The sequence below is a fragment of the Synechococcus sp. RS9907 genome, assembly GCF_014279615.1.
In the GTDB taxonomy this organism is placed as follows: domain Bacteria; phylum Cyanobacteriota; class Cyanobacteriia; order PCC-6307; family Cyanobiaceae; genus Parasynechococcus.
Genome location: NZ_CP047944.1, coordinates 1,615,455 through 1,635,329 on the forward strand (window position 1 = coordinate 1,615,455; position 19,875 = coordinate 1,635,329).

Consider the following 19,875-nt stretch of genomic DNA (forward strand, 5'->3'; position numbering starts at 1 on the left):
CATCTCTTCCATTCAAAAGATGCAGAACGGGGCACCGCTTCATCCAAGACTGTGAAAAGCGACTGCATCACTGGAACCAAGTGTGTTTCACTCCATCCACCACTGCCAAGCTGGGAACCGTTGGGGGTGAGGAGGGCAATGGCGAAGGCGGTGCGTGAGGCAGGAAGGTACTGCCTGAGCTTCACCGCCGCCGGCCTCAAGCCTGAGTTGGCAGCAGTGATCGCCCGCACGCATGGCGAAACCGGTAGCTGGAAACAAACGCGCGCCTTGGTGCTGGAGCGCAACGCGCTGCAAACACGCTCGCTCGCCAGCGCCAAACGGCTTGAAACAGAACTGCGTCAGCGCCTGCAACTGCTCAACTCCGACCAACTCACGCTCTTGGCCGAAGGATCCAGCGATGAGCGCCTTGCCATGGCGTGGCTGGCCGTGCTGAAGCGAATTCATCTCACCGTGGAGCTAACGCGCGATTTGTTGCTGAACAAACTGGAAGGCAGTGATGCCCTGCTCAGACGCTCTGACATGACTGGCTTCTATGAGGCCTCCGAGCAGCAGCACCCAGAACTTCAGGCTCTGTCGGTGAGCTCCCAGAAGAAGGTGCGCTCCACTGTTCTTTCGATGCTGCGCGAAGCAGGGTTGCTGGAGGGCAAAGCCAACCGCTCCGGCCAACTCGGCACGGTGCAACGCCCAAGCCTCAGTCCTCAAGCTCTCGCTTTGATTGGCGATGACCCCGATCTGCGGGCAGGGTTTCTGCTGAAGCCGACACAGCGGAGGGCAAGGCGATGAGCAGCAGCGTCAAAGGCCTCGATCAACGCCTCCAAGACATCCTGCTTCGGCCGGAATTCCTGGAAATGCGCGGCGTCGCCAAGGAAGTGCCGATCTTCATTCAGACCTACAACCCCGCTGATGACGATGAGCTGCGGCGGGTGGTGGATGGCACGGAGCAGGTGCTGCGCCAGCAGGGCATCCGGGTGAAGCACGTGGATCTATTTGAGCTGGTGTTGGAGTTGCTCGACGCCAAGGGCTATCTGGATGTGGTGTTGGAGGAAGAGCCCGACTGGAGCAAGAGCGATCTGTTCGACACCCTGCAAAACGTCGCTGAGCCCACCAGCGCCCTGGTGCCGAAGTTGATGGAGGCCCTGGGAGACGACAGCCAGGTGAGCCTGATCACCGGATCAGGCCGGGTGTACCCCTTCCTGCGCACCCACACCATCCTTGAGGCCCTGCAACCGGCGATGGTGCGCCACCCGGTGGTGATCTTTTTCCCCGGTGAATACAAACAAGACGCCGATGGTGGTTCCTATCTACGGCTCTTTGGCACCAGCACCCTCAGCAAGATCGAAAACCCCCACTACCGCGCCACCAACCTCGATTACTTCGACAGCAGCGAACCATGACCGCCACCACTATCCAAGAGCTGTTCGAAAAACCCGTTGATCGGCCGATTGATGGCGTGATCAAGGCCGACGACGAACGCCATCTGCAGATCGAATTGGATGAATACGTCGTCACCCGCGAGGTAGCGAAGGGGCTGAATGTGTTCAGCGATGCCTACCTGAATAATCCCACCGCCAATGGCGTCTGGATCTCAGGTTTCTTCGGTTCTGGCAAGTCGCACCTGCTGAAGATGCTCTCGCTCATGCTCGACAGCGAAAAGCAGGTGGAAGACCAACGGCCTGCAGACATCCTGCTGCCCAAGGTTGACGACGAAATCCTGCGCGCGGATCTGAAGAAAGCCACCGCGATCCCGTCGCGCAGCCTGCTGTTCAACATCGATCAGAAATACGACGGCATCGGTGGCACCCATGAAGCCCCTGTGCTGGAGGTGTTCATGAAGGTGCTGAATGAGCTGCAGGGCTATTACGGCAACCAGGGCTATGTGGCGCAGCTCGAGCACGACATGGCCACCCGGGGCGAGTTCGAACCGTTCCAGCAGACCTACGCCCGGGTCAACAATCGCCAGTGGAGTGACGACCGTGATGCTGTGGCCACGGTGACCAAGCGCAAGTTCGCCAAGGCCTATGCCGAGCACTTCGGCGGCAGCGAAGACGACGCGATCACAGTGATCAACGACGCCAAAAAGAACTACCGCCTTTCAATTGAAGGCTTTGCCAAGCGAGTGCGGGAGTATCTCGATCAGCAGGAAGACGGTTTCCGGCTCAACTTCTTTGTGGATGAGGCCGGCCAGTTCATCGGCCAGGAACGCAGCCGCTTGCTCAATCTGCAAACCGTGGTGGAAAGCCTGGCCACCGCCACAGACGGCCGGGCCACGGTGTTCATCACCTCCCAGGCGGATCTGGAAGGGGTGCTGGGGCAGGTGAAATTTGAGCAGGCTGATGACCTCAGCAAGATTCAGGGCCGCTTCAAAACCAAGCTGTCGCTTGCCAGTGCTGATGTTCAGGAGGTAATCCAACGGCGGCTTTTGGCGAAAACCCCTGAGGAACCCGCGCAACTGATTGAGATCTACGAGCGCGAGCAGGAGAACTTCAAAACCCTGTTCCGCTTCAGCGACGACTCACGCCAACTGAAGGGCTGGAGTGATTGCCAAAGCTTCTGCGGGCTCTACCCCTTCCATCCCTACCAACTGGCTCTCTTCCAGGAATCGATCCAGAGCCTGGCGTCCCACAGCATTTTTGAAGGCCGAAGCCAATCCGTCGGCGAACGTTCGATGCTCGCGGTGTTCCAAGACGTGGCCAAGGCGATCAAGGAACTGCCGGTGGGGCAGTTGGCCAGCTTCGATCAGCTCTACGACGGCATCAGCGGGGTGATGCGCGGCGACAAAAAGCAGACGATGGCGACCGCCCAGAACCAGGTCTCCGATCTGGAGCTGCGCATCCTCAAAGCCCTGTTCCTGCTCAAGTGGGTGCCGCAGTTCAAGAGCACGGCGCGCAACATCGCCATCTTGCTGATCAATCAGCCCAACTTCGACATCCGCAGCCATGAGCAAGGAATCAAAGATGCCCTGATCAACCTGGAGCGCCAGAGCTACCTGCAACGCAACGGCGAGGTCTACGAGTTCCTCACCGACAAGGAAAAAGATGTGGAGCAGGAGATCAAACGAGAGGAGGTGGGCGACTCCCAGGTGCTGAAGCAACTGCACGGGATCGTGTTTGACGACGTGCTTGGCTCGACGGGCAAGGTGCGCTTTCAAGACAACAACAACGACTACGCCATCGCCCACAAAATTGATGACGGTTTGGTGTCACGCAAAGATGCCGCTATTGCCATCAATCTGATTACTCCTGAGCACAGCAATTACGGCAACGACGCGGTGCTGTTCGGCAACAACATGGGCGGGGTGGAACTGTTGGCGATCCTGCCCAATCAAGACAGTTTGCTCAATCAACTGCGCAGCTATCTCAAAACTGATCTCTACATCAAAAAGAACAGCGGAAGCGACGATGAATTGCTGGAATCGATCCTGGCTGTCCGTAGCCGTCAGAACACAGATCGGCGCAATGCACTTGAAGGGATCGTCAAGGAGCAATTACGCACTGCCCAATTGATTGTGAACGGGCAAACCCTCACCGTTGGCGAGGGAGAACCCAAAACACGCTTTGGCAAGGCCTACCAAGAGCTGATTCGCTCGGCCTATCCGAACCTGAAGATGATCCGCGGGGTCTTCAACGAAAGCACCATCAGCAAGGTGATTGAAGACCAAGACGATCTCCTCGAGGGCTCAGCAATCCAGCTTTCAGAAGCGGAAGACGCAGTTCTCACCGAGGTGTTCCGCAACCAAAACAGTGGTGAACGGCTCAGCGCCGAAGCGTTGGTGCGCAAGTTTGAAGGGCGCCCCTACGGCTGGAGCCAGTGGGCGACGCTCACCTTCATTGCTCGCCTGTACCGTCTGAACAAGTTGGAACTGCGGGAGAAGGAACTGCTCAGCGATCGGGAAGTGATCGAAGCGCTGTGCAACAGCCGCAAGCTGGGCGGCGTAACGATCCGCAAGCAGGAGGCCTACGAACCCAGCCAGATCAATGCTCTCAGGAAATTCCACCGTGAGCTTTTCGGAAGTGAAAGCAGCGGCACTGAGGCTCGCAGCACCTGCGAGGCCTTCCGGTGCGCAATGAAAGATGAACTACAAGATCTCAACACCATGGCGGCCCAGGCAGAGATTTATCCCTTCCTTGATGCTGTGAAGCCGTGGGCCACGAAGGCCAAAGCGATGGCCGAAAAGGAGAACAGTTATCTGCTTACCCAGCTCGACGACTTCAAAGACGACTGGCTGGACGCGGAAGAAGACCTGCTGACGCCGCTGAAGCAATTCCTCAACGGCAACCAGAAAAAGGTGTACGACGCGGTGAAAGCCTTTGCGGCGAAGTACAGCGATGAATTCAGCAGCCTGCCGGCCGAGCAACTGCAACCGATCACCGAGTTGCTGGAAAGTTCAACGCCCTATGCCGGCGGCTTGATCCCTAAAGCCAACAGCGCCCAAACCGCCCTGGAGCAAAAGCTCAAGGAGCAACTTCAACAGGCCCGCGAAGCCGCCGAAGCCTCCCTCGAACAACAGGAAAACCAACTCAAAGCGGGTAAAGACTTTCAAGCGCTCACCCCTGAGCAACAGGGCCAGGTGTTGCAAGCCTGCGCAGCTGCTAAGGCCGACCTCCAAAACGCAGCAAAACCAAGTGCAGTGACGTTGCGCTTGAACCGCTACCGGGACAGCGACAAGCCGAAGCAGTTGGCGCAGATTGCAAAACTCGCAGCGCCAAGCGGTGGTGCCGGAGGCGATGACAAACCTGAATTCAAGGTGGTTCCAGCCTCGAGCCTGCAGCCCACCTGCAACCTCAGCCAGATCACCAATGCCCAGGAGCTGGAGCAGTGGCTGGAGGCACTGCGCACAGCTGCTGAGACAGAGCTCAATCAGGGGCACCGGATCAGCCTCTAATGAGCTCAAAACAAAGGCCAGCACTGGACAAGCCAGCTAACTTAAAAAGAATTAAGTAATGAGCAATATGGCGGAATGGGGCTTCTACGGAAGGAGGCGGGAACGTGCGGAACTGGCGCAGGTCCTCAACCGAGGCCGCTGGTTCTTCCTGCAGATCTCAGGGCGCCGTCGCATTGGCAAGACAAGGCTGGTGCAGGAACTGCTGCAGCCAGAGCAACGGGAGCGAGTGCTCTACATCCAGATCCCCGACTCAGACCCGGCTGGTGTCGTCAGCACGGCACGCGATTTCATGGAGAACTTCGGGGTTGGCGAACGCTTGCCGCATGATCTGCGCTCATTGGCCGTTCGAATTGGTGAACTCTGCGCGGAAGGTTGGATCGTTGCGCTCGATGAATTTCAGTACTTCAGCCGCAAGTCTCTCTATCCGTTCACATCGGAACTGCAATCAGAAGTTGATCGCCTGGCGGCGTCACGAGACGTCTCGGGTGGATTGATCGTTTTGGGTTCACTCCACACCGAGATGCAGGCATTGCTGGAAGATCGCAGCGCACCTCTGTATCAACGCCTCACTGACACCATCAGCCTCGGTCACCTCGACATTGCCTCAGTACTTGAGCTTCTGCAGGCCCATGCAGATACCACCCCGGAGCGCCTGCTATTTCTCTGGAATCTGTTTGAGGGCGTGCCGAAGTTTTACCGCGACTGCTTCGAGCAGGGGGTGATTAACGCAGATCGACAACGTTTATTGGAGAGGATGTTCTTCAGCAGCAGCTCACCGCTGCGCACGGAAGCAGACAACTGGTTCTTGCGTGAGCTACGGGGCCGATACGACCTAGTTCTCAAGTATGTCGCCCGCCACCCTGGTTGTACCCATGCCGAGCTGCAGGCCCATGCGGATTCAGTCACCCCAAAGAACAGCACCCAGGTGGGCGGCTACCTCAAGACACTTGAGGAACGCTACGAAATGGTCGATAAACGGTTGCCAGTGTTCGCCAAGCCCAACAAAGCTCGAAAAGGGCACTACTCCATTCGCGATAACTTCCTGCGGAGCTGGTTGGATGCATTAGCGGTGCCCACAGCCGCCATCAACTTTCGCCCACTGAAGGGGTTAGTGGAGCAAGCTGATCAACGACTGATGACAGCGGAAGGCCATGGCCTGGAGCGGCTGGTGGGTCAGCTCTATGAGGAGCGCAGCCGACTCGGCATTGGCGACTTTGAGCTGAGCTCACGCATCGAGGGCTGGTGGGACAGTAAAGATACCGAGATCGACCTCGTGGCCCTCGATGAATCGACGCAGAGGGTCCGGTTGGGCAGCTGCAAGCGATCAGAAGACGCACTTGTCAAAGATCTCAGCCGTTTTGATGGACACATTGCCCGCTTTCTCAAGGCCTTTCCCAAATTTAAAAACTGGGAAGTGGAAAAAGTCGCTATCGCACCATCCCTATCAAGTGAACACCGACGGGCCATCGAAGCAGCTGGATATCTCCCGCAATCGTTAGGGGATCTCACAGATGGCCTACTCCGGGCAGCAAACCAATACAGCCCGTAAAGCCGATCCCAGACCCTTAATCCTTCGCCCCACTCAGCGTTCACTACCCCATGGCCGTCAACACCGCTGCACTAAAAACCTTCGCTCCGGCGATGCGCCGGCAGCTGATGGAAGCGGTGGGCCGCAAGTTGGATCTGCTGCTGAACAGCCAAACGCCCGACACCCTCAGCACCTACGCCAAGCAAATCGCTGAACTGCGAGACGAGCAGGAGAAAAGTCGCGAGCAACTGTTGGAGCGGGTGGCTTACACCTGGTTCAACCGGCTCTGCGCGCTGCGCTACTTGGATGCCAAGGGATGGCATCCGTTTGGCTGCAAGGTGTTGATGCCAGCGGATGGCAGTGAAACCCAGCCGGAACTGCTGAAGTTGATGCGCTCGGGCAGCTTGCCGGAAGATCTCAAGACCTTCACCAACGAGCAACGGCTGAATCAACTGCTGGATGGCCAGATCCCTACGGCCATCCCCGGTGGTGATGCCCAAGGAGAGGTGTACCGGGAACTGGTGCTGGCGGCCTGCCGCAGTTATCACAACCTGCTGCCCGATCTGTTTGAAGGATTGGATGATGCATCCGAACTTCTGCTCCCCGATGATCTACTGACGGAAGGATCGATTGCTGGCAGCTTCCGCAGTGCGATCTCTGATTCAGATTGCGAGGACGTCGAAATCATCGGGTGGCTTTATCAGTTCTATATCTCCGAGAAGAAAGACGAAGTCATCGGCAAGGTCGTCAAATCAGAAGACATCCCTGCAGCAACCCAGCTCTTCACGCCCAATTGGATCGTGAAGTACATGGTGCAAAACACCATTGGCGCGCAGTGGTTGGCCACCTATCCCGATAGCCCGCTGCGGGAACAGATGGAGTTCTACATCGAGCCTGCTGAGCAGACCGATGAGGTGAAAGCAAAACTGGCTGAAATCACGCCAACAAGCTTGAATCCAGAAGAACTCACCTTGATGGATCCAGCCTGTGGCTCAGGGCACATCTTGGTAGAGGCCTACGAAATTTTTAAGGCTATTTATTTGGAGCAGGGGTATCAACTACGAGAAATTCCAAGGCTAATCTTTGAGAAGAATCTGTTTGGGCTTGACATTGACAAAAGGGCGGTTCAACTTACAACGTTTGCGCTGACGATGAAGGGGCGAGCAGATGACCGAAGACTACTTGACCGCAACCCCAAGTTTAATATCATGGCATTTAAAAATAGCGCCAATCACTCTCTTGGCAGCCTATTAGAGTCAATTAATCCTCTCGAGAACAGCTCAGAAGTTAATTGCCTGTCGGAATTAGATTCGTACTTCAAGAAGTCTAGGACATTTGGATCACTGATTCAAATTCCCAGCGAGATTGTTTCTCAATCAAGCAAAATAATAGATAAATTTGAAGGAAGAGAGAAAGACTTTTCACTAACGGCCACCCTTAATTACTTGAAAGATCTACTCAAACAGGCTGATTTGCTGTCAAGACGCTACAGCGCAGTTGTAGCGAATCCCCCATACATGGGCGGCAAATCACTCAACGGAGAGATTAAGGCCTTTCTCTCAGATCGTTATGTCGATACGAAATCTGACCTGTTTTCAGCCTTCACCGTCCGCTGCACCGAAATGGGCTCAGACATGGCACGCATTGGAATTATGTGCCCAAATGTATGGATGTATATTTCTTCTCATGAGAAACTGAGGAAGTATCTATTATCTAACCAAGAACTCGAAAGTCTTATTGAGCTTCCACTCACTGGATTCAAGGGGGCAACAGTACAGATTTGTTCATATGTACTTAGCAAAAAGCGAATTGATGGAGCAAAAGCAAGTTTCATACGACTTGTTGAATTTAAAGGTGGCGACGAAGAGATGGCTGCTAGTGCTAAGCATGCAATCAGAAAGCGTGAGTGCGGCTGGCTCTTTGAAGCTGCACAATCAGAATTCGAAAAGGTCGCTGGTACCCCAATCGCTTATTGGACGACTAACAGCATTCGACATATTTTTAAAGAGGGCACACCTCTTGGTCAGTTAACGAATGTTGCAGCTGGCATGCAAACCGGAGACAATGAGCGATTCATTCGCACCTGGCCTGAGGTGAGCCTGGCGAAGTGCGGATTCGATTTTAAAAATAGCAATGAAGCAGCAGAAAGTTCGCGAAAGTGGTTTCCATACAACAAGGGCGGCGAGTTCAGAAAGTGGTTCGGAAATAATGAATATCTACTCAACTGGGAAAATGATGGCCTGGAGGTCAAAGCCTTTAAGCCCCGTTCAGTTATTCGAAATCCTAGCTGCTATTTCCAACCATCAGTTACTTGGTCTTTTGTAAGCTCATCATACTTTGGAGTCAGGCATTCGGATGCTGGCTCGCTATTCGATGTTGGCGGATCATCTGCATTCCCAGCCGCTGATGATCATCATTGGGTCACGGGATTCCTCTGCTCTAAACAAGCATTTTCCTTTATGAAGGTGATGAATCCAACTCTTAACTTCCAAGTAGGCAATGTTTCTGCACTTCCGATTCTATTGCATAACGTATACGAGCGAAAGCGCCTCATAGACAACACAGTCAAGGATTTGGTCAAATTGGCAAGAGAAGACTGGGATACCTATGAACGCTCCTGGAACTTTCAATCACTACCTCTCCTTAATGCCTCGAATCACAAGTTTAATCTTCAAGCCAGCTACGTTTCCTGGATCTCATCCAACAAGCTCAGAATTGAAGAGATGAATCGCCTCGAGGAGAGAAATAATAGCTTATTCATTGATGCTTTTTCATTGGAAAAAGAGATTGACCCAAGCGTAGCAATCCAGCAAATTACACTCACAATCAATCCTGCCTATCGCTACGGAGGTGATGCAACAGAAGAAGAGAAATGGGAACGCTTCCAGCGCGACTCCATGGCTGAGCTTCTGTCTTATGCCACCGGTTGCATGATGGGCCGCTATAGCCTTGATCATCCAGGCCTCATTCTTGCCGATTCACGCAACAATCAAGACGAACAGATCGCTGCCTATGAAGCAAAAACCGGTAAGACAATCCACGAGATTCAATTCAAGCCTGATGCCGACGCAATCATTCCCGTGCTTGATGGCGAATGGTTTGAAGATGACATCGTTGCCCGCACCCGTGAGTTCCTAAAGGTCACCTTCCCAGAAAGCAGCGTTGCTGAAAATCTTCGTTTCATTGAAGACTCGATCGGCAAAGATATCCGCAAATACTTCTGCAAAGACTTCTACAAGGATCACCTGCAGACCTACAAAAAACGGCCGATCTACTGGATGGTGCAAAGCCCTAAAGCGGGCTTCGCTTGCCTTATCTACCTACACCGCTACACCCCAGACACATTGCTGCAGGTGCTCAACAACTACTTCAGGCCCTACCTGCAAAAGCTGGAAGCAAGGCAAGAACAGTTAGAGCGGGATCAAAGCAACGACGCGCTGCCCAAGCGCGAACAAACTGCAGCCCGCAAGGAAGCCGAAAAGATCACCAAAGTGCTCAAGGAATGCCAGGCCTGGGAGCAAGACGCTCTTATGCCCCTTGCTCAGCAGCGCATCGAACTGGATCTCGACGATGGCGTGAAGGTGAACTACCTCAAGCTCCAAGAGGTGCTCGCCAAGATCCCGGGCCTGGCTGCCAAGGGGGATTGAGGAACTCGCCATGACCCGTACGCCGCTTTCCACCAACCGCATCCACGACAGCCTCAATACGGCTCTAGCGCGCAAACGCGTGGTGTTCTGGTTCGACCCAGAGGCGGAGTGGGCTAGCGAATACGAAAGCTATGTACCTGTAGGGGTCGAGAAGCGACAGGTCAACGGCAACGAGTTCTCGCTGAAGGTGGAGATCAGCCGTGCTGAGTTGGATCAGCGCTTTCTGCTTTATTTCCCGGCGGCCAAGCCCGCAGAAGCCGACAACTGGCTCCTGGATCTGCTCCTGGCAGGCCATGAGTTCAAGGCTGATCGTGCCTCCCTCGATTTAGAAGACGCCGGCCTCACCCTTGAGTTCAAAGACCTCGCCCAGCAGCACAAGGCGTTCTTTCGCTCACCGGTGCGCACCACCAAGCTCAAGCAGCTGCTGCGCCCCAACGACGACGAACGGGTCGTGCGGCTCAAGATGCTGGCGATCTTGGCCAAGCAAGACGCTTCGATTGATCTGCTGCTGCTGCATGCCTTCACCCAGATCGATCCCACCGATCCCGATGCCGAGGATCCGATTGAAGAGCTCTACGGCAAGCATCAACTCACCGAACACTTCTGGGCAGCGGTCGCCAGCAAGTTCGGCTACATCAATCCCCAACCCAACCTGCGTGACTTCGCCGTTGCCCTGTTCAGCAGCGCCAGCTGTGTCCCCCCCAAAGGCGATCTGGAAAGCCACGCCCGCGTCTTCCTCAGCTGGTGGAAAGACAGCGTTAAGAACCGCTCCGCCTTTGAGCAGTGGAGCAACCACCTGGCTGATCAACTGAAGGTGGAAGCGTTCTTAATGGATCCCCCTCAGGGCTTTGATCCAGGCGATGACGACAGCTACCAACTGATCGAGCAGTTCTGCATTCGCCGCCTGCTGGAGCGCTTCCACGCCACGGCAACCGATAGCGAACTATTGGAGACGATCCGCCAACGCAGCAGCTCCTGCTGGTTCGAACAGCACGAACACGGCTATCACGCCATCAAGCAGGCCTTGCAGTTCCGCAGCCTGCTGGCCAATGCCGATCTGCAGGTGCCCAGCATTGATGAAGGGCTCAAGCGCTACTGCAACAGCTGGTGGAAGCTCGATCAGGCCTACCGCCGTTTCAGCTTTCACGTGCGCAGCTACGGCCAGCCAAAGCTGATGCAATCCCTGCGCAGCTGGATGGAGAACCAGTACGTCAACAACGTGCTGCTGCCCCTCACCAACCACTGGAGTGATCGGGTCACTGAGATGAGCAGCTGGAGTTGCGAGGCCCTGCCGGCTCAGCAGCAATTCCACATGCGTTATGTGCATGCCCCTCTTTCCTCAAGAGAGGTCAAGCGCCTGTTTGTGGTGATCTCCGATGCCCTGCGCTACGAGGCCGCTCGCGATTTTGCCGGTCGCCTCAAGGCCCAATCCGGCAAAGGCTGGCAAGCCGAGGTTGATGCCGTGCTGGGTGTGCTGCCCTCTTACACCCAACTGGGCATGGCATCACTTCTGCCCGGAAACAAGCGCGCCATCAACACCGCCGATAGCAATGCTCCAGTAACGGTGGATGGAAGCAGTGCCAGCGGCACCGACAACCGCGACAAAATCCTCAAGGCCTACGCCAAGGAGCGTGGCATCGCAATCCAGGCCGAAGACTTCCTCAACCTCGCCACCAGCACCGACGGCGCTGAGCTCACCAAGCACCACGACTTGATCGTGATCTATCACAACCGCATTGATCACATTGGCGACAAGCGCGAAAGCGAAGCCGACACCTGCAAAGCCGTGGAAGACGCCTTCGCGGAGCTCGAACAGATCTTGCGCAAGATCAGCAGCCTCAAAGGCAACAGAGCCGTGATCACGGCCGACCACGGTTTTCTGTTTCAACAGGAGCCCGTGGATGCCAACGACCGTTCTGCCTTTCCCGACGCCAAGGAACTCACGATTAAGAAAAAGCGCTTTGCCATTGGCTCAGGCATCGAACCTGCAGCCGGCCAGAAGGTGTTCACGGCAGAGCAGCTGAAGCTGGAGGGCGATTGGCAGGCAGTGTTCCCCCTGGGCTTGGATCGCTTCCCCCGCTCCGGCGCCGGCAACCGCTTTGTGCACGGCGGCACCTCACTCCAAGAAGTGGTGGTACCGGTGATCACGCTCAAAAAAGAGCGCAAAGACGAAAGCCGCGAGGTGAAGGCGGAGCTGTTGCGGGTCCCCGAGAAGATCACCACAGCCCGGCTCAAGTTCAGCCTCTTCCAAGACGAACCCTGTGAAGCCAAGCGCTTCCTCCCCATCACCCTGCGCATCACCGTTGTTCCCAAGGCCAATGAGAAGGAGCTGCTTTGTGAACCAGTCACGCTGAGGCTGGATTCCACTGCTGTGGAGCCTCGAGAACGGGAGCAACTGATCGACCTCAAGCTCTCCAATGCCGCTGGGGGTTACAACAACCAGCTGCTTGAGCTCAGAATCGATCGGGTGCTGGAGGGTGTGCAGACGCCTGTTCGCCTCGAAACTAGGGAGGTGAAGCTGCTCCAGCCCTTCGGCAACGACTTCGACGACTTCGGATAAGCCATGAGCATCAGCACCCCTGCCGCCCACAGCCCCCTGGATCAAAAGATCCTGGAGCACTTCCCTGGCTTGGTGGTGCGCAAAGACCTCACCACCGAGCTCAAGCAAAACGCGGTGGTGCCCACCTATGTGCTCGAGTACTTGCTCGGGCAGCACTGCGCCACTGACGACCCCGAGCAGATCCAAGACGGGCTCGAATCCGTGCGCCGCATCCTGGCCAAGCACTACGTGCACCGGAACCAGGCGGAGCTGGTGAAATCCACGATCAAAGATCGGGGCAGCCACAAGGTGATCGACAAGCTCACCGTTTCGTTCAACGAAAAGGCGGGCTTCCACGAGGTGGAGTTCACCAACCTCGGAATCAAGAAGGTTCCGATCGACGACTCCTACGTCAAACGCTTTCCCAAGCTGCTGGTCGGTGGCATCTGGGCCATCACCGATGTGGAGTACGAACTCCCGGTGGATCCCAAAGCCAGCCCATGGCAGATCGCTGGCCTCAAGCCGATCCAAGTGGCCGGCGTCGACCACGACGACTTCCTGAAAGCGCGAGCTCAGTTCACCACCGATGAGTGGATGGATGTGCTGATGCAGAGCGTTGGCTTCAATCCCGAGCCATTTACGCGGCGCGGAAAGCTGCTCACCTTGATCCGCCTGATCCCCTTCTGCGAGCGCAACTACAACCTGCTGGAACTCGGGCCCAAAGGCACCGGTAAGTCGCACGTCTATGCCGAGTTCTCACCCCACGGGATGTTGATCTCGGGCTCTGAGGTCACGGCCCCCAAGCTGTTTGTCAGCAACGCCAACGGCAAGATCGGCCTGGTTGGTTATTGGGACTGCATCTGCTTCGACGAGTTCGCCGGCAAAGACAAGAAGGTCGACAAGACGTTGGTCGACATCATGAAGAACTACATGGCCAACCGCACCTTCTCGCGGGGCATCGAACAGCTGTCAGCGGAAGCCTCCATGGTCTTCATGGGCAACACCCAGAAGTCGGTGGCCTACATGCTCAAGAACTCCCACTTCTACGAACCGCTCCCGGACAAATACATCGATTCGGCTTTCCTTGATCGCATCCACGCCTTCAACCCAGGCTGGGAAGTACAGCCGGTGCGCCATGAACTGTTCTGCACCGGCTATGGCTTCGTGGTCGACTACATCGCTGAAGTGCTGAAGCATCTGCGCACCGAAGACTTCACGGGCCTCTACAAGCAGCACTTCGAGATCAGCTCAGAAGTCTCCACCCGCGATCAAACCGGCTTTGAGAAGACCTTCTCAGGTCTGATGAAGATCATTCACCCCGATGGCAAAGCCACACCCGATGAGATCAGCGAACTGCTGGAGTTCGCCATGGAATGCCGGCGGCGTGTGCGCGAGCAAATCCTGCGCATCGATGCCACCTTCAAAGCCAACGACTTTGACTACAAGCCCCTGGCGGGTGGTGCAGCGGTTCGCGTGCAAACCCCAGAAGAGAAGCAGTATCCACAGTTCGCCAACCTCCGGCCTGGGCTTGTGGATTCGGCCGGTGGCTCTGATCCCGCAGTTGACGAGCAGTCGGCCACAACAACTGAACACACGGCAGGCACGCATGTAGAAGCCCAGCCATCAGCTGCCTCCGTTTCAGCAGACCCGGAGCTGAAAGAACATCACTTGGTGGTGCCGGAAAACAGCAAGGGCTGGAGCTATCGCCGCATCTTTGGCGATTACGTGCGGGGATGCAGCGGCATCATCATCAAAGACCCATACATCCGTGCCTTCCACCAAATCCGCAACCTGGTGGAGTTCCTACGGATGGTGAATGAACTCACCCCCCAAGGCGATGAAGTGAGCATTCATTTGGTGACTGGGGCAGACAGTGATGCCCCCGAGAAGTTTGAGAAACAGATGGAGAACCTCAACCAGGTCAAAGACTCCTTCGCCGAGACGGCCACACCGTTCAGCTTCGAGTTCGATGCCAGCCCTAACTTCCACGCCCGCAGCATCACCACCAATCACGGCTGGAAGATCAGCCTCGACCGCGGCCTCGACATCTTCCAGTGGTTTGAAAGCTCAGCCTTCAATGCCGCCACCAATCTGCAGGAGGCGAGGCTGACCAAGGGGTGTGAGGTGAGCTTTATACGGGTCGAGAAGGAGGGCTAAGTGGCTGATCTTCCCAAGTGGCATGAGTTCATGCTTCCTCTCCTGGAGGTGCTCAAAGAAAAGGGTGAGCTCTCGAGGAATGACGCCATCGATGAAGTCGTACAGAGAGTCGGTTTATCGGATGAGCAATTGGCCATCAGCCAAGAGAGCAATGGTAAGAGTGTCGCCCGGGGCCGGATTGGTTGGGCATCGTCCTATCTACGAACAGCAGGAGCGCTGATTGGCCCAAAACGCGGTTATTTCGCGTTAGGCCCAAACGCAAATTCATTGTTCGAACTTGGCAGACCGATCAAACGGGCTGATCTCACTGGATTTCAGCAGTGGCAAGAGCATCACGCCGCCAAGCAAGCGAAAAGCCAATCGACACCGGACAGCACGAGCGACCTCAACACCGAAGACAGCACCCCAGAAGATCTGATCGAAGCGGGCGTCAAGCAAATCAAGGAGCAGCTGGTCTCTGACCTGCTGGATCAAATGAAAGAGATGGATCCTCACGACTTTGAGGGTCTGGTCTTAGACGTACTCGCTGCCATGGGCTACGGCGGGGGATCAAGGCAAGCGATGCAGGGAGTCCCGCGGGGACCTGATGGGGGCATCGACGGCAGGATCAACGAAGACAAGCTTGGCCTGGATCAGATCTACATGCAGGCGAAGCGCTATTCGGAGAACTCCGTCTCCAGCGAGAAAGTTCAGGCCTTCGTTGGAGCCATGACCTCAGGCGGTTGCCGTAAAGGAGTCTTTGTCACCACCAGCAAGTTCACGGCTGATGCCATGCGCTTTGCTGAGAGCATTCGGGATCCACGTCTTGTTCTCGTCGATGGGGACAAGCTCGCCAATTTGATGATTCAGCATGGTGTTGGCATCCAAACCAAAGAGGTGATCAAGATCTCCAAAATCGATCTCGACTTCTTTGGTGGTGAGGATTGAAGGGGTTCGCCTCCCCTGCCTGCGACATTCACCACCATCTCATCAATCTGAACTCTGCCTGCACAGGGTCTGACTTCAGCTGAGATCCAGCACGGTCCAGGTGGTTGTGCTCACTGGACCGCAGGCAAAGCCGCAGGTGGTGATTTCAAAAGCCACCCAGCCTGGATGGTCAACGCTGTTGAGAAAGGCCACCACATCAACGGCCTCATCAGCAGCATCTTGAATCGCCAGATGGGCAGCCCATTGGGCCTGCAGCTCTGTGCACAGCAGCTCCGGCTCATCGGGCACCTCATGGCACCAGAACCCACGCACGGTTGAAGCGTTCGGCTCACCGGTGTCGTTGAACACCGGCTGGCCTGTGGATGGGCAGAAGAAATTCCAGTCCTCCCGTTCCAACTGGATCAACTGCATCGATTGCTGATGACTTGCTTGCCCCTTTCTTTAGCTCCGGTGTGCCGACTTGCCGCGTCGCTGGTTGGCAACAGCGGAAGGGGGACATGCCGCAGGTCCTTCCATGCTTCGCGCCTGGGCAAGGGTTGCACCAGCCAGCCGGGCTGGTCGTTGGGCTCCGCTGCGCTGCGCCATCGGTCGGTGGCTGGCCCTTGCCGGACGGCGCGGTTGCAGGGCGGGTCCTGCGTCACCTCACCTGTGGCTGCTCATCCGTCCCATCGCGCTTCTCTCTCCTTTCCATCAGGCAATGCCAAAACCGGGCCGATTGCGGTCTCCAGCACCAGCCGCCACACCTGCCCCTCCAGCTGCTCTCTGGCCGGTGATCAGGGTTGCTACGCAGAAGCGGGCTACCACACCAGGCTGCACTGGGATCGGCTCAGTTCCGGTGCCACTGGAATCAGTCCTGCTGCCTTGATCAAGCAGGTGCTGGCGCTGCCGGCCGGGGTTCTGTTTCGCCATTGCGTCGCCGGTGATCAATGGCCGGATCCAGCCGATCCGCTGCGCATCGATCAAGCCCTCTTGCTTCAGCTGGCGCGGGCCTGCCGTCATCTGCGGGCAGCGTGGTCATTCACCCACTACCCGATGAGCCCCGAGAATCAGGCCGCATTGCGGCAAGCAGCGGCCAAGGGTTTGGTGATCAATGCCTCCACCGAGTCCCGCACCAAGGCAGCGGCCTTGGTGCGCCAGGGCATCCCGGCGGTCTGCGTTGTGCCAGCCGATGCACCAGCGGTGTTCCACCACGAGGGCGTGCGCTTTGTCGCTTGTCCGGCCTGCCGCTCCGGTGCCGGCCCCAGGATTCAGTGCAGCAGCTGTGGCGGCCGCTTTGGTCTGCCCCTCTGCGCCCAGGCCGATCGGCCCTTTGTGATCAGCTTTCCCGCCCATGGCGCCCGCGCTGCAGCAGCAGCCGCTCACTGCAGCTGAGCGAACCAGAAACGCCTGAAGGGAAGATTGCACTCTCGAATATCCACCAAGAAATCAAGATAAAAATTCTGCAGCGGCTATGGCACCGCTACAACTGCACAAAGTGGCCAGACTGCATATCTAAAGCCCTTCTCAATATCTTCTTGTGTTAATTGCCTCAACTCACCAAATAGCTCAGTTTCTACATCTACTAGATCTTGCCGAACCTCCAATGATGACGGATCCTTAATCCTGCTTGCCTTGCTGAGACATCTGACAAGTCGAGAAAGCTGCAAGCCTGTGATTAATTCTTGCCCTCCTTTGTTAGGTAGAGCATATGCAAAGAGATTTGTTGCATTCTCCGACCAACGGCCCGAATCAACCTGCAACCTCTGTCTCAAGAAAAACAAATAAGTGGTCAAATCATTCAAGGGAACTTTATTTTGATCAATCGAATGAAGATTGACATAGGCAACGTCAGACCTTTTCTGAGTCACAAAAGTATTTTTTAATTTTTCCCGCACCCAATCCAAATTCAAGCCCAGGGGAGTGGAGACGTCGCCCTCTACCGAAATTGCTTTTAAACCACTTGTATCGCCACAAGAGTAAGAAGTACCATCAAATAAAATGGTTGGAACTTCTTCTCTAACCGCCTGTATTTCATCTTTAGAAAACCGAAATGAGGGGAAATGAGCCGAAGTACCAGGCTTCGCTCCATGGTATTTAACCAAGTACGCCGCGAGATCTTCCCAAGTCGCCTCGCCAGGACTCGATTCACGAATCTGCTCCGCTTGCACACGATAGACGTCGTCAAAGTTGCTCCAATTGCGATATCCTTCATCCACAAGTCTTCCTAACTTATGCCCATCAGTAGATTCAGGTTTTAAGGGATTGGATGAATTTCCTAATATCGATTCTAGCTCCTTGGGTGGCACCAAAGACATGACTCGACTAAAGAGAGCTTCAAATTGGTCTGGGGCTAAATGCTGAGCCACCAAAGATAGTTTATGACGTGCAATACGATACATATCCACCTCTCTACTGCCAGCTGCCACAACAGTATTAACAATAATGGTCTTCTGAGAGCCGAATCGATGAACACGTCCGACACGTTGCTCAAGCTCCATGGGGTTCCACGGCACGTCAAGGTGAATCAAGCATCGAGCACATTGCATATTCAGACCTTCGCTTCCTGCTTTTGACGAAATAAGAAAGCGAGGTCCATCTTGTGATTGAAACGATTCAACTTGACCAGCTCGCTCAACGTTATCCTGGTTTCCGATGATTAAGGCAGGCTTACACCCATATCGTTTTTCTAATTCAGAAGCCACGACCGTGACGGTCTCTACAGGTTGAGCAAACAAAACAACTTTCTCTCCATCCAACTGATCGATAAGATCAAACACAGCTTCCCATTTAGCCATAGAGCTTTTATCACGAATGAGTTCTATCCCATCGAGTATCAGTTTTTCCAGGAGAACAGGATCCGGAATCCAGTCATATTCTTCAACTTCTTCTTCGTCGTCCTGGAGAGAACCGTTTGTCATGCCCTTACCGATTTGCTTGCAGAGACGTTGATAGAGGAGTTCTAGTGGCTCATTTTTGGGGCCTCCCCGGTATGGGCGTAGTGCCGATATTGCTTGCTTAAGGGCTTCATTCTCCAAATCCCAGCCAAGCCTCCTTATGGCTAAACGGGTCAAAAACCCTAAACCAGCTTGAACACTTGATGCCGCCCATTGCAGAGCTTGGCCCTTAGCCCAGCCCGCTGCACGAAGGCGAACACCTTTCAAGCCATTACTATTGTATAAGTTAGCAACAGATGAATACCATTTTTTATATTTCTCGCCAAGATCAATCACAAGTGGCTCACGAACATCACGGGGAGGGAAAAGTGGATTGCCGAACCAATCTTTAACGCGATCCTTGGTTCTGAAAATAACTCGGCCTGCAGCATTTTCGAAATTTTTTCCGTCGTCTGATAACAGTCGCAGAATATTCTTAAATCGCACTTCATTACCTTGGTGTGGTGTTCCACTCATCAGTATTAAGCGTCCATCCTCTGGTTGATCCTTCACCAACTGGCTCACCAACTTGAATGACCGGTTGGGTTGACCGCCGGTAACACCCCAATCGGATAAGTGATGACACTCATCGACTATTACTACGTCCCAGGGACCACTTTTAGCTACTTTGCTTAAATTTTTCCCAAATACAGCCTTATGAATACTGGCTATAACAATCTTATCGTCCTCAAGGCGTGCATCAGACTCACTACCGGAGGCCCAAACTCTGGCATCAATATCTAGATTATCGCGAAATTCCCTTGATACATTACTGACCAGTCTAGCTGGTGCAAGATAAAGGATTCTGGCTCGATTATCTTGCTCAAGTATCTGACGTACAAGGAGCCCCGCTTCAATTGTCTTCCCAAGTCCAACTTCATCCCCGATGAGGACTTTTTTAAGTTCTGGTCGCTGCAAAATATGCTGAACAAGACTCACTTGATGCATGAGTGTCGAAACTTTGCGGACATCAAGGCGTCTTTGTGGATCCTCGGCAATCAAGAAAGCCGCGTAAAGACGAGAAAGACTGCGGGTGGATTGCGCAAGCCAGTTATCATCTTCCGAATGTTTGAAGGTTAATAACTGAGTGGCAGGTGTTTTTATATCATTCGTTCTGCGTTTGTCAATACTTGTTTCTACAAGACTCTGCACAGCCTTGCTCTCAAGCAACCGCCTAGGCAAGCCGACAAGGTCATAAGAAACAAAGCCAAAATCATCAACAGTACGCAATACTGCTTTTGGAAAACCAGAGTACTTGACAAGCATTGATGTTCTTGGTGCAG

11 protein-coding genes are annotated in these 19,875 nt (G+C 54.8%); 9 read left to right on the forward strand and 2 right to left on the reverse strand.

Annotation, left to right across the window (positions count from 1 at the left end):
- Positions 1 to 138: 138 nt before the first annotated feature.
- From SynRS9907_RS08965 to SynRS9907_RS09000, 8 genes are all read left to right on the forward strand, one after another.
- Positions 139 to 783 carry a BrxA family protein gene (locus SynRS9907_RS08965; protein ID WP_188020739.1) on the forward strand — a complete coding sequence of 215 codons (645 nt, stop codon included), beginning with the start codon at positions 139 to 141 and terminating at the stop codon, positions 781 to 783.
- Complete coding sequence (locus SynRS9907_RS08970; protein WP_188020740.1) at positions 780 to 1,394, forward strand: DUF1788 domain-containing protein; 615 nt, start codon at positions 780 to 782, stop codon at positions 1,392 to 1,394. Before SynRS9907_RS08965 ends, SynRS9907_RS08970 begins: the two co-directional genes overlap by 4 nt.
- The gene (brxC, locus tag SynRS9907_RS08975) at positions 1,391 to 4,882 is read left to right on the forward strand and encodes a BREX system P-loop protein BrxC (protein ID WP_188020741.1); all 3,492 of its coding nucleotides are present in this window, start codon (positions 1,391 to 1,393) and stop codon (positions 4,880 to 4,882) included. The genes SynRS9907_RS08970 and brxC overlap by 4 nt, the downstream gene beginning before the upstream one ends.
- A 67-nt stretch (positions 4,883 to 4,949) precedes the next feature.
- On the forward strand, positions 4,950 to 6,431 hold the full coding sequence (locus tag SynRS9907_RS08980; protein ID WP_223157654.1) for a DUF234 domain-containing protein: 1,482 nt from the start codon (positions 4,950 to 4,952) through the stop codon (positions 6,429 to 6,431).
- A 50-nt stretch (positions 6,432 to 6,481) separates the two neighbouring features.
- On the forward strand, positions 6,482 to 10,057 hold the full coding sequence (pglX, locus tag SynRS9907_RS08985) for a BREX-1 system adenine-specific DNA-methyltransferase PglX (protein WP_188020743.1): 3,576 nt from the start codon (positions 6,482 to 6,484) through the stop codon (positions 10,055 to 10,057).
- Between the two features lie 10 nt (positions 10,058 to 10,067).
- A complete protein-coding gene (gene pglZ / locus SynRS9907_RS08990) occupies positions 10,068 to 12,617 on the forward strand; it encodes a BREX-1 system phosphatase PglZ type A (RefSeq protein WP_188020744.1) in 2,550 nt (849 codons plus the stop codon).
- 3 nt (positions 12,618 to 12,620) lie between these two features.
- Positions 12,621 to 14,753 carry a BREX system Lon protease-like protein BrxL gene (gene brxL / locus SynRS9907_RS08995; RefSeq protein ID WP_188020745.1) on the forward strand — a complete coding sequence of 711 codons (2,133 nt, stop codon included), beginning with the start codon at positions 12,621 to 12,623 and terminating at the stop codon, positions 14,751 to 14,753.
- Positions 14,754 to 14,783: 30 nt separating this feature from the next.
- A complete protein-coding gene (locus tag SynRS9907_RS09000; RefSeq protein WP_188020746.1) occupies positions 14,784 to 15,680 on the forward strand; it encodes a restriction endonuclease in 897 nt (298 codons plus the stop codon).
- A gap of 75 nt (positions 15,681 to 15,755) precedes the next feature.
- Here SynRS9907_RS09000 and SynRS9907_RS09005 read toward each other — a convergent pair whose 3' ends face one another.
- Positions 15,756 to 16,091: a hypothetical protein gene (locus tag SynRS9907_RS09005; RefSeq protein WP_188020747.1), complete on the reverse strand. Its 336-nt coding sequence runs from the start codon at positions 16,089 to 16,091 to the stop codon at positions 15,756 to 15,758.
- A gap of 150 nt (positions 16,092 to 16,241) precedes the next feature.
- On the opposite strand from SynRS9907_RS09005, the gene SynRS9907_RS09010 reads away from it, so the two are divergent.
- A complete protein-coding gene (locus SynRS9907_RS09010; RefSeq protein ID WP_188020748.1) occupies positions 16,242 to 17,051 on the forward strand; it encodes a hypothetical protein in 810 nt (269 codons plus the stop codon).
- Positions 17,052 to 17,128: 77 nt separating this feature from the next.
- On the opposite strand, the gene SynRS9907_RS09015 is transcribed toward SynRS9907_RS09010, so the two are convergent.
- Positions 17,129 to 19,858 (reverse strand): DEAD/DEAH box helicase, encoded by a 2,730-nt coding sequence (locus SynRS9907_RS09015; protein ID WP_188020749.1) that lies wholly within the window; start codon positions 19,856 to 19,858, stop codon positions 17,129 to 17,131.
- Positions 19,859 to 19,875: the final 17 nt, after the last annotated feature.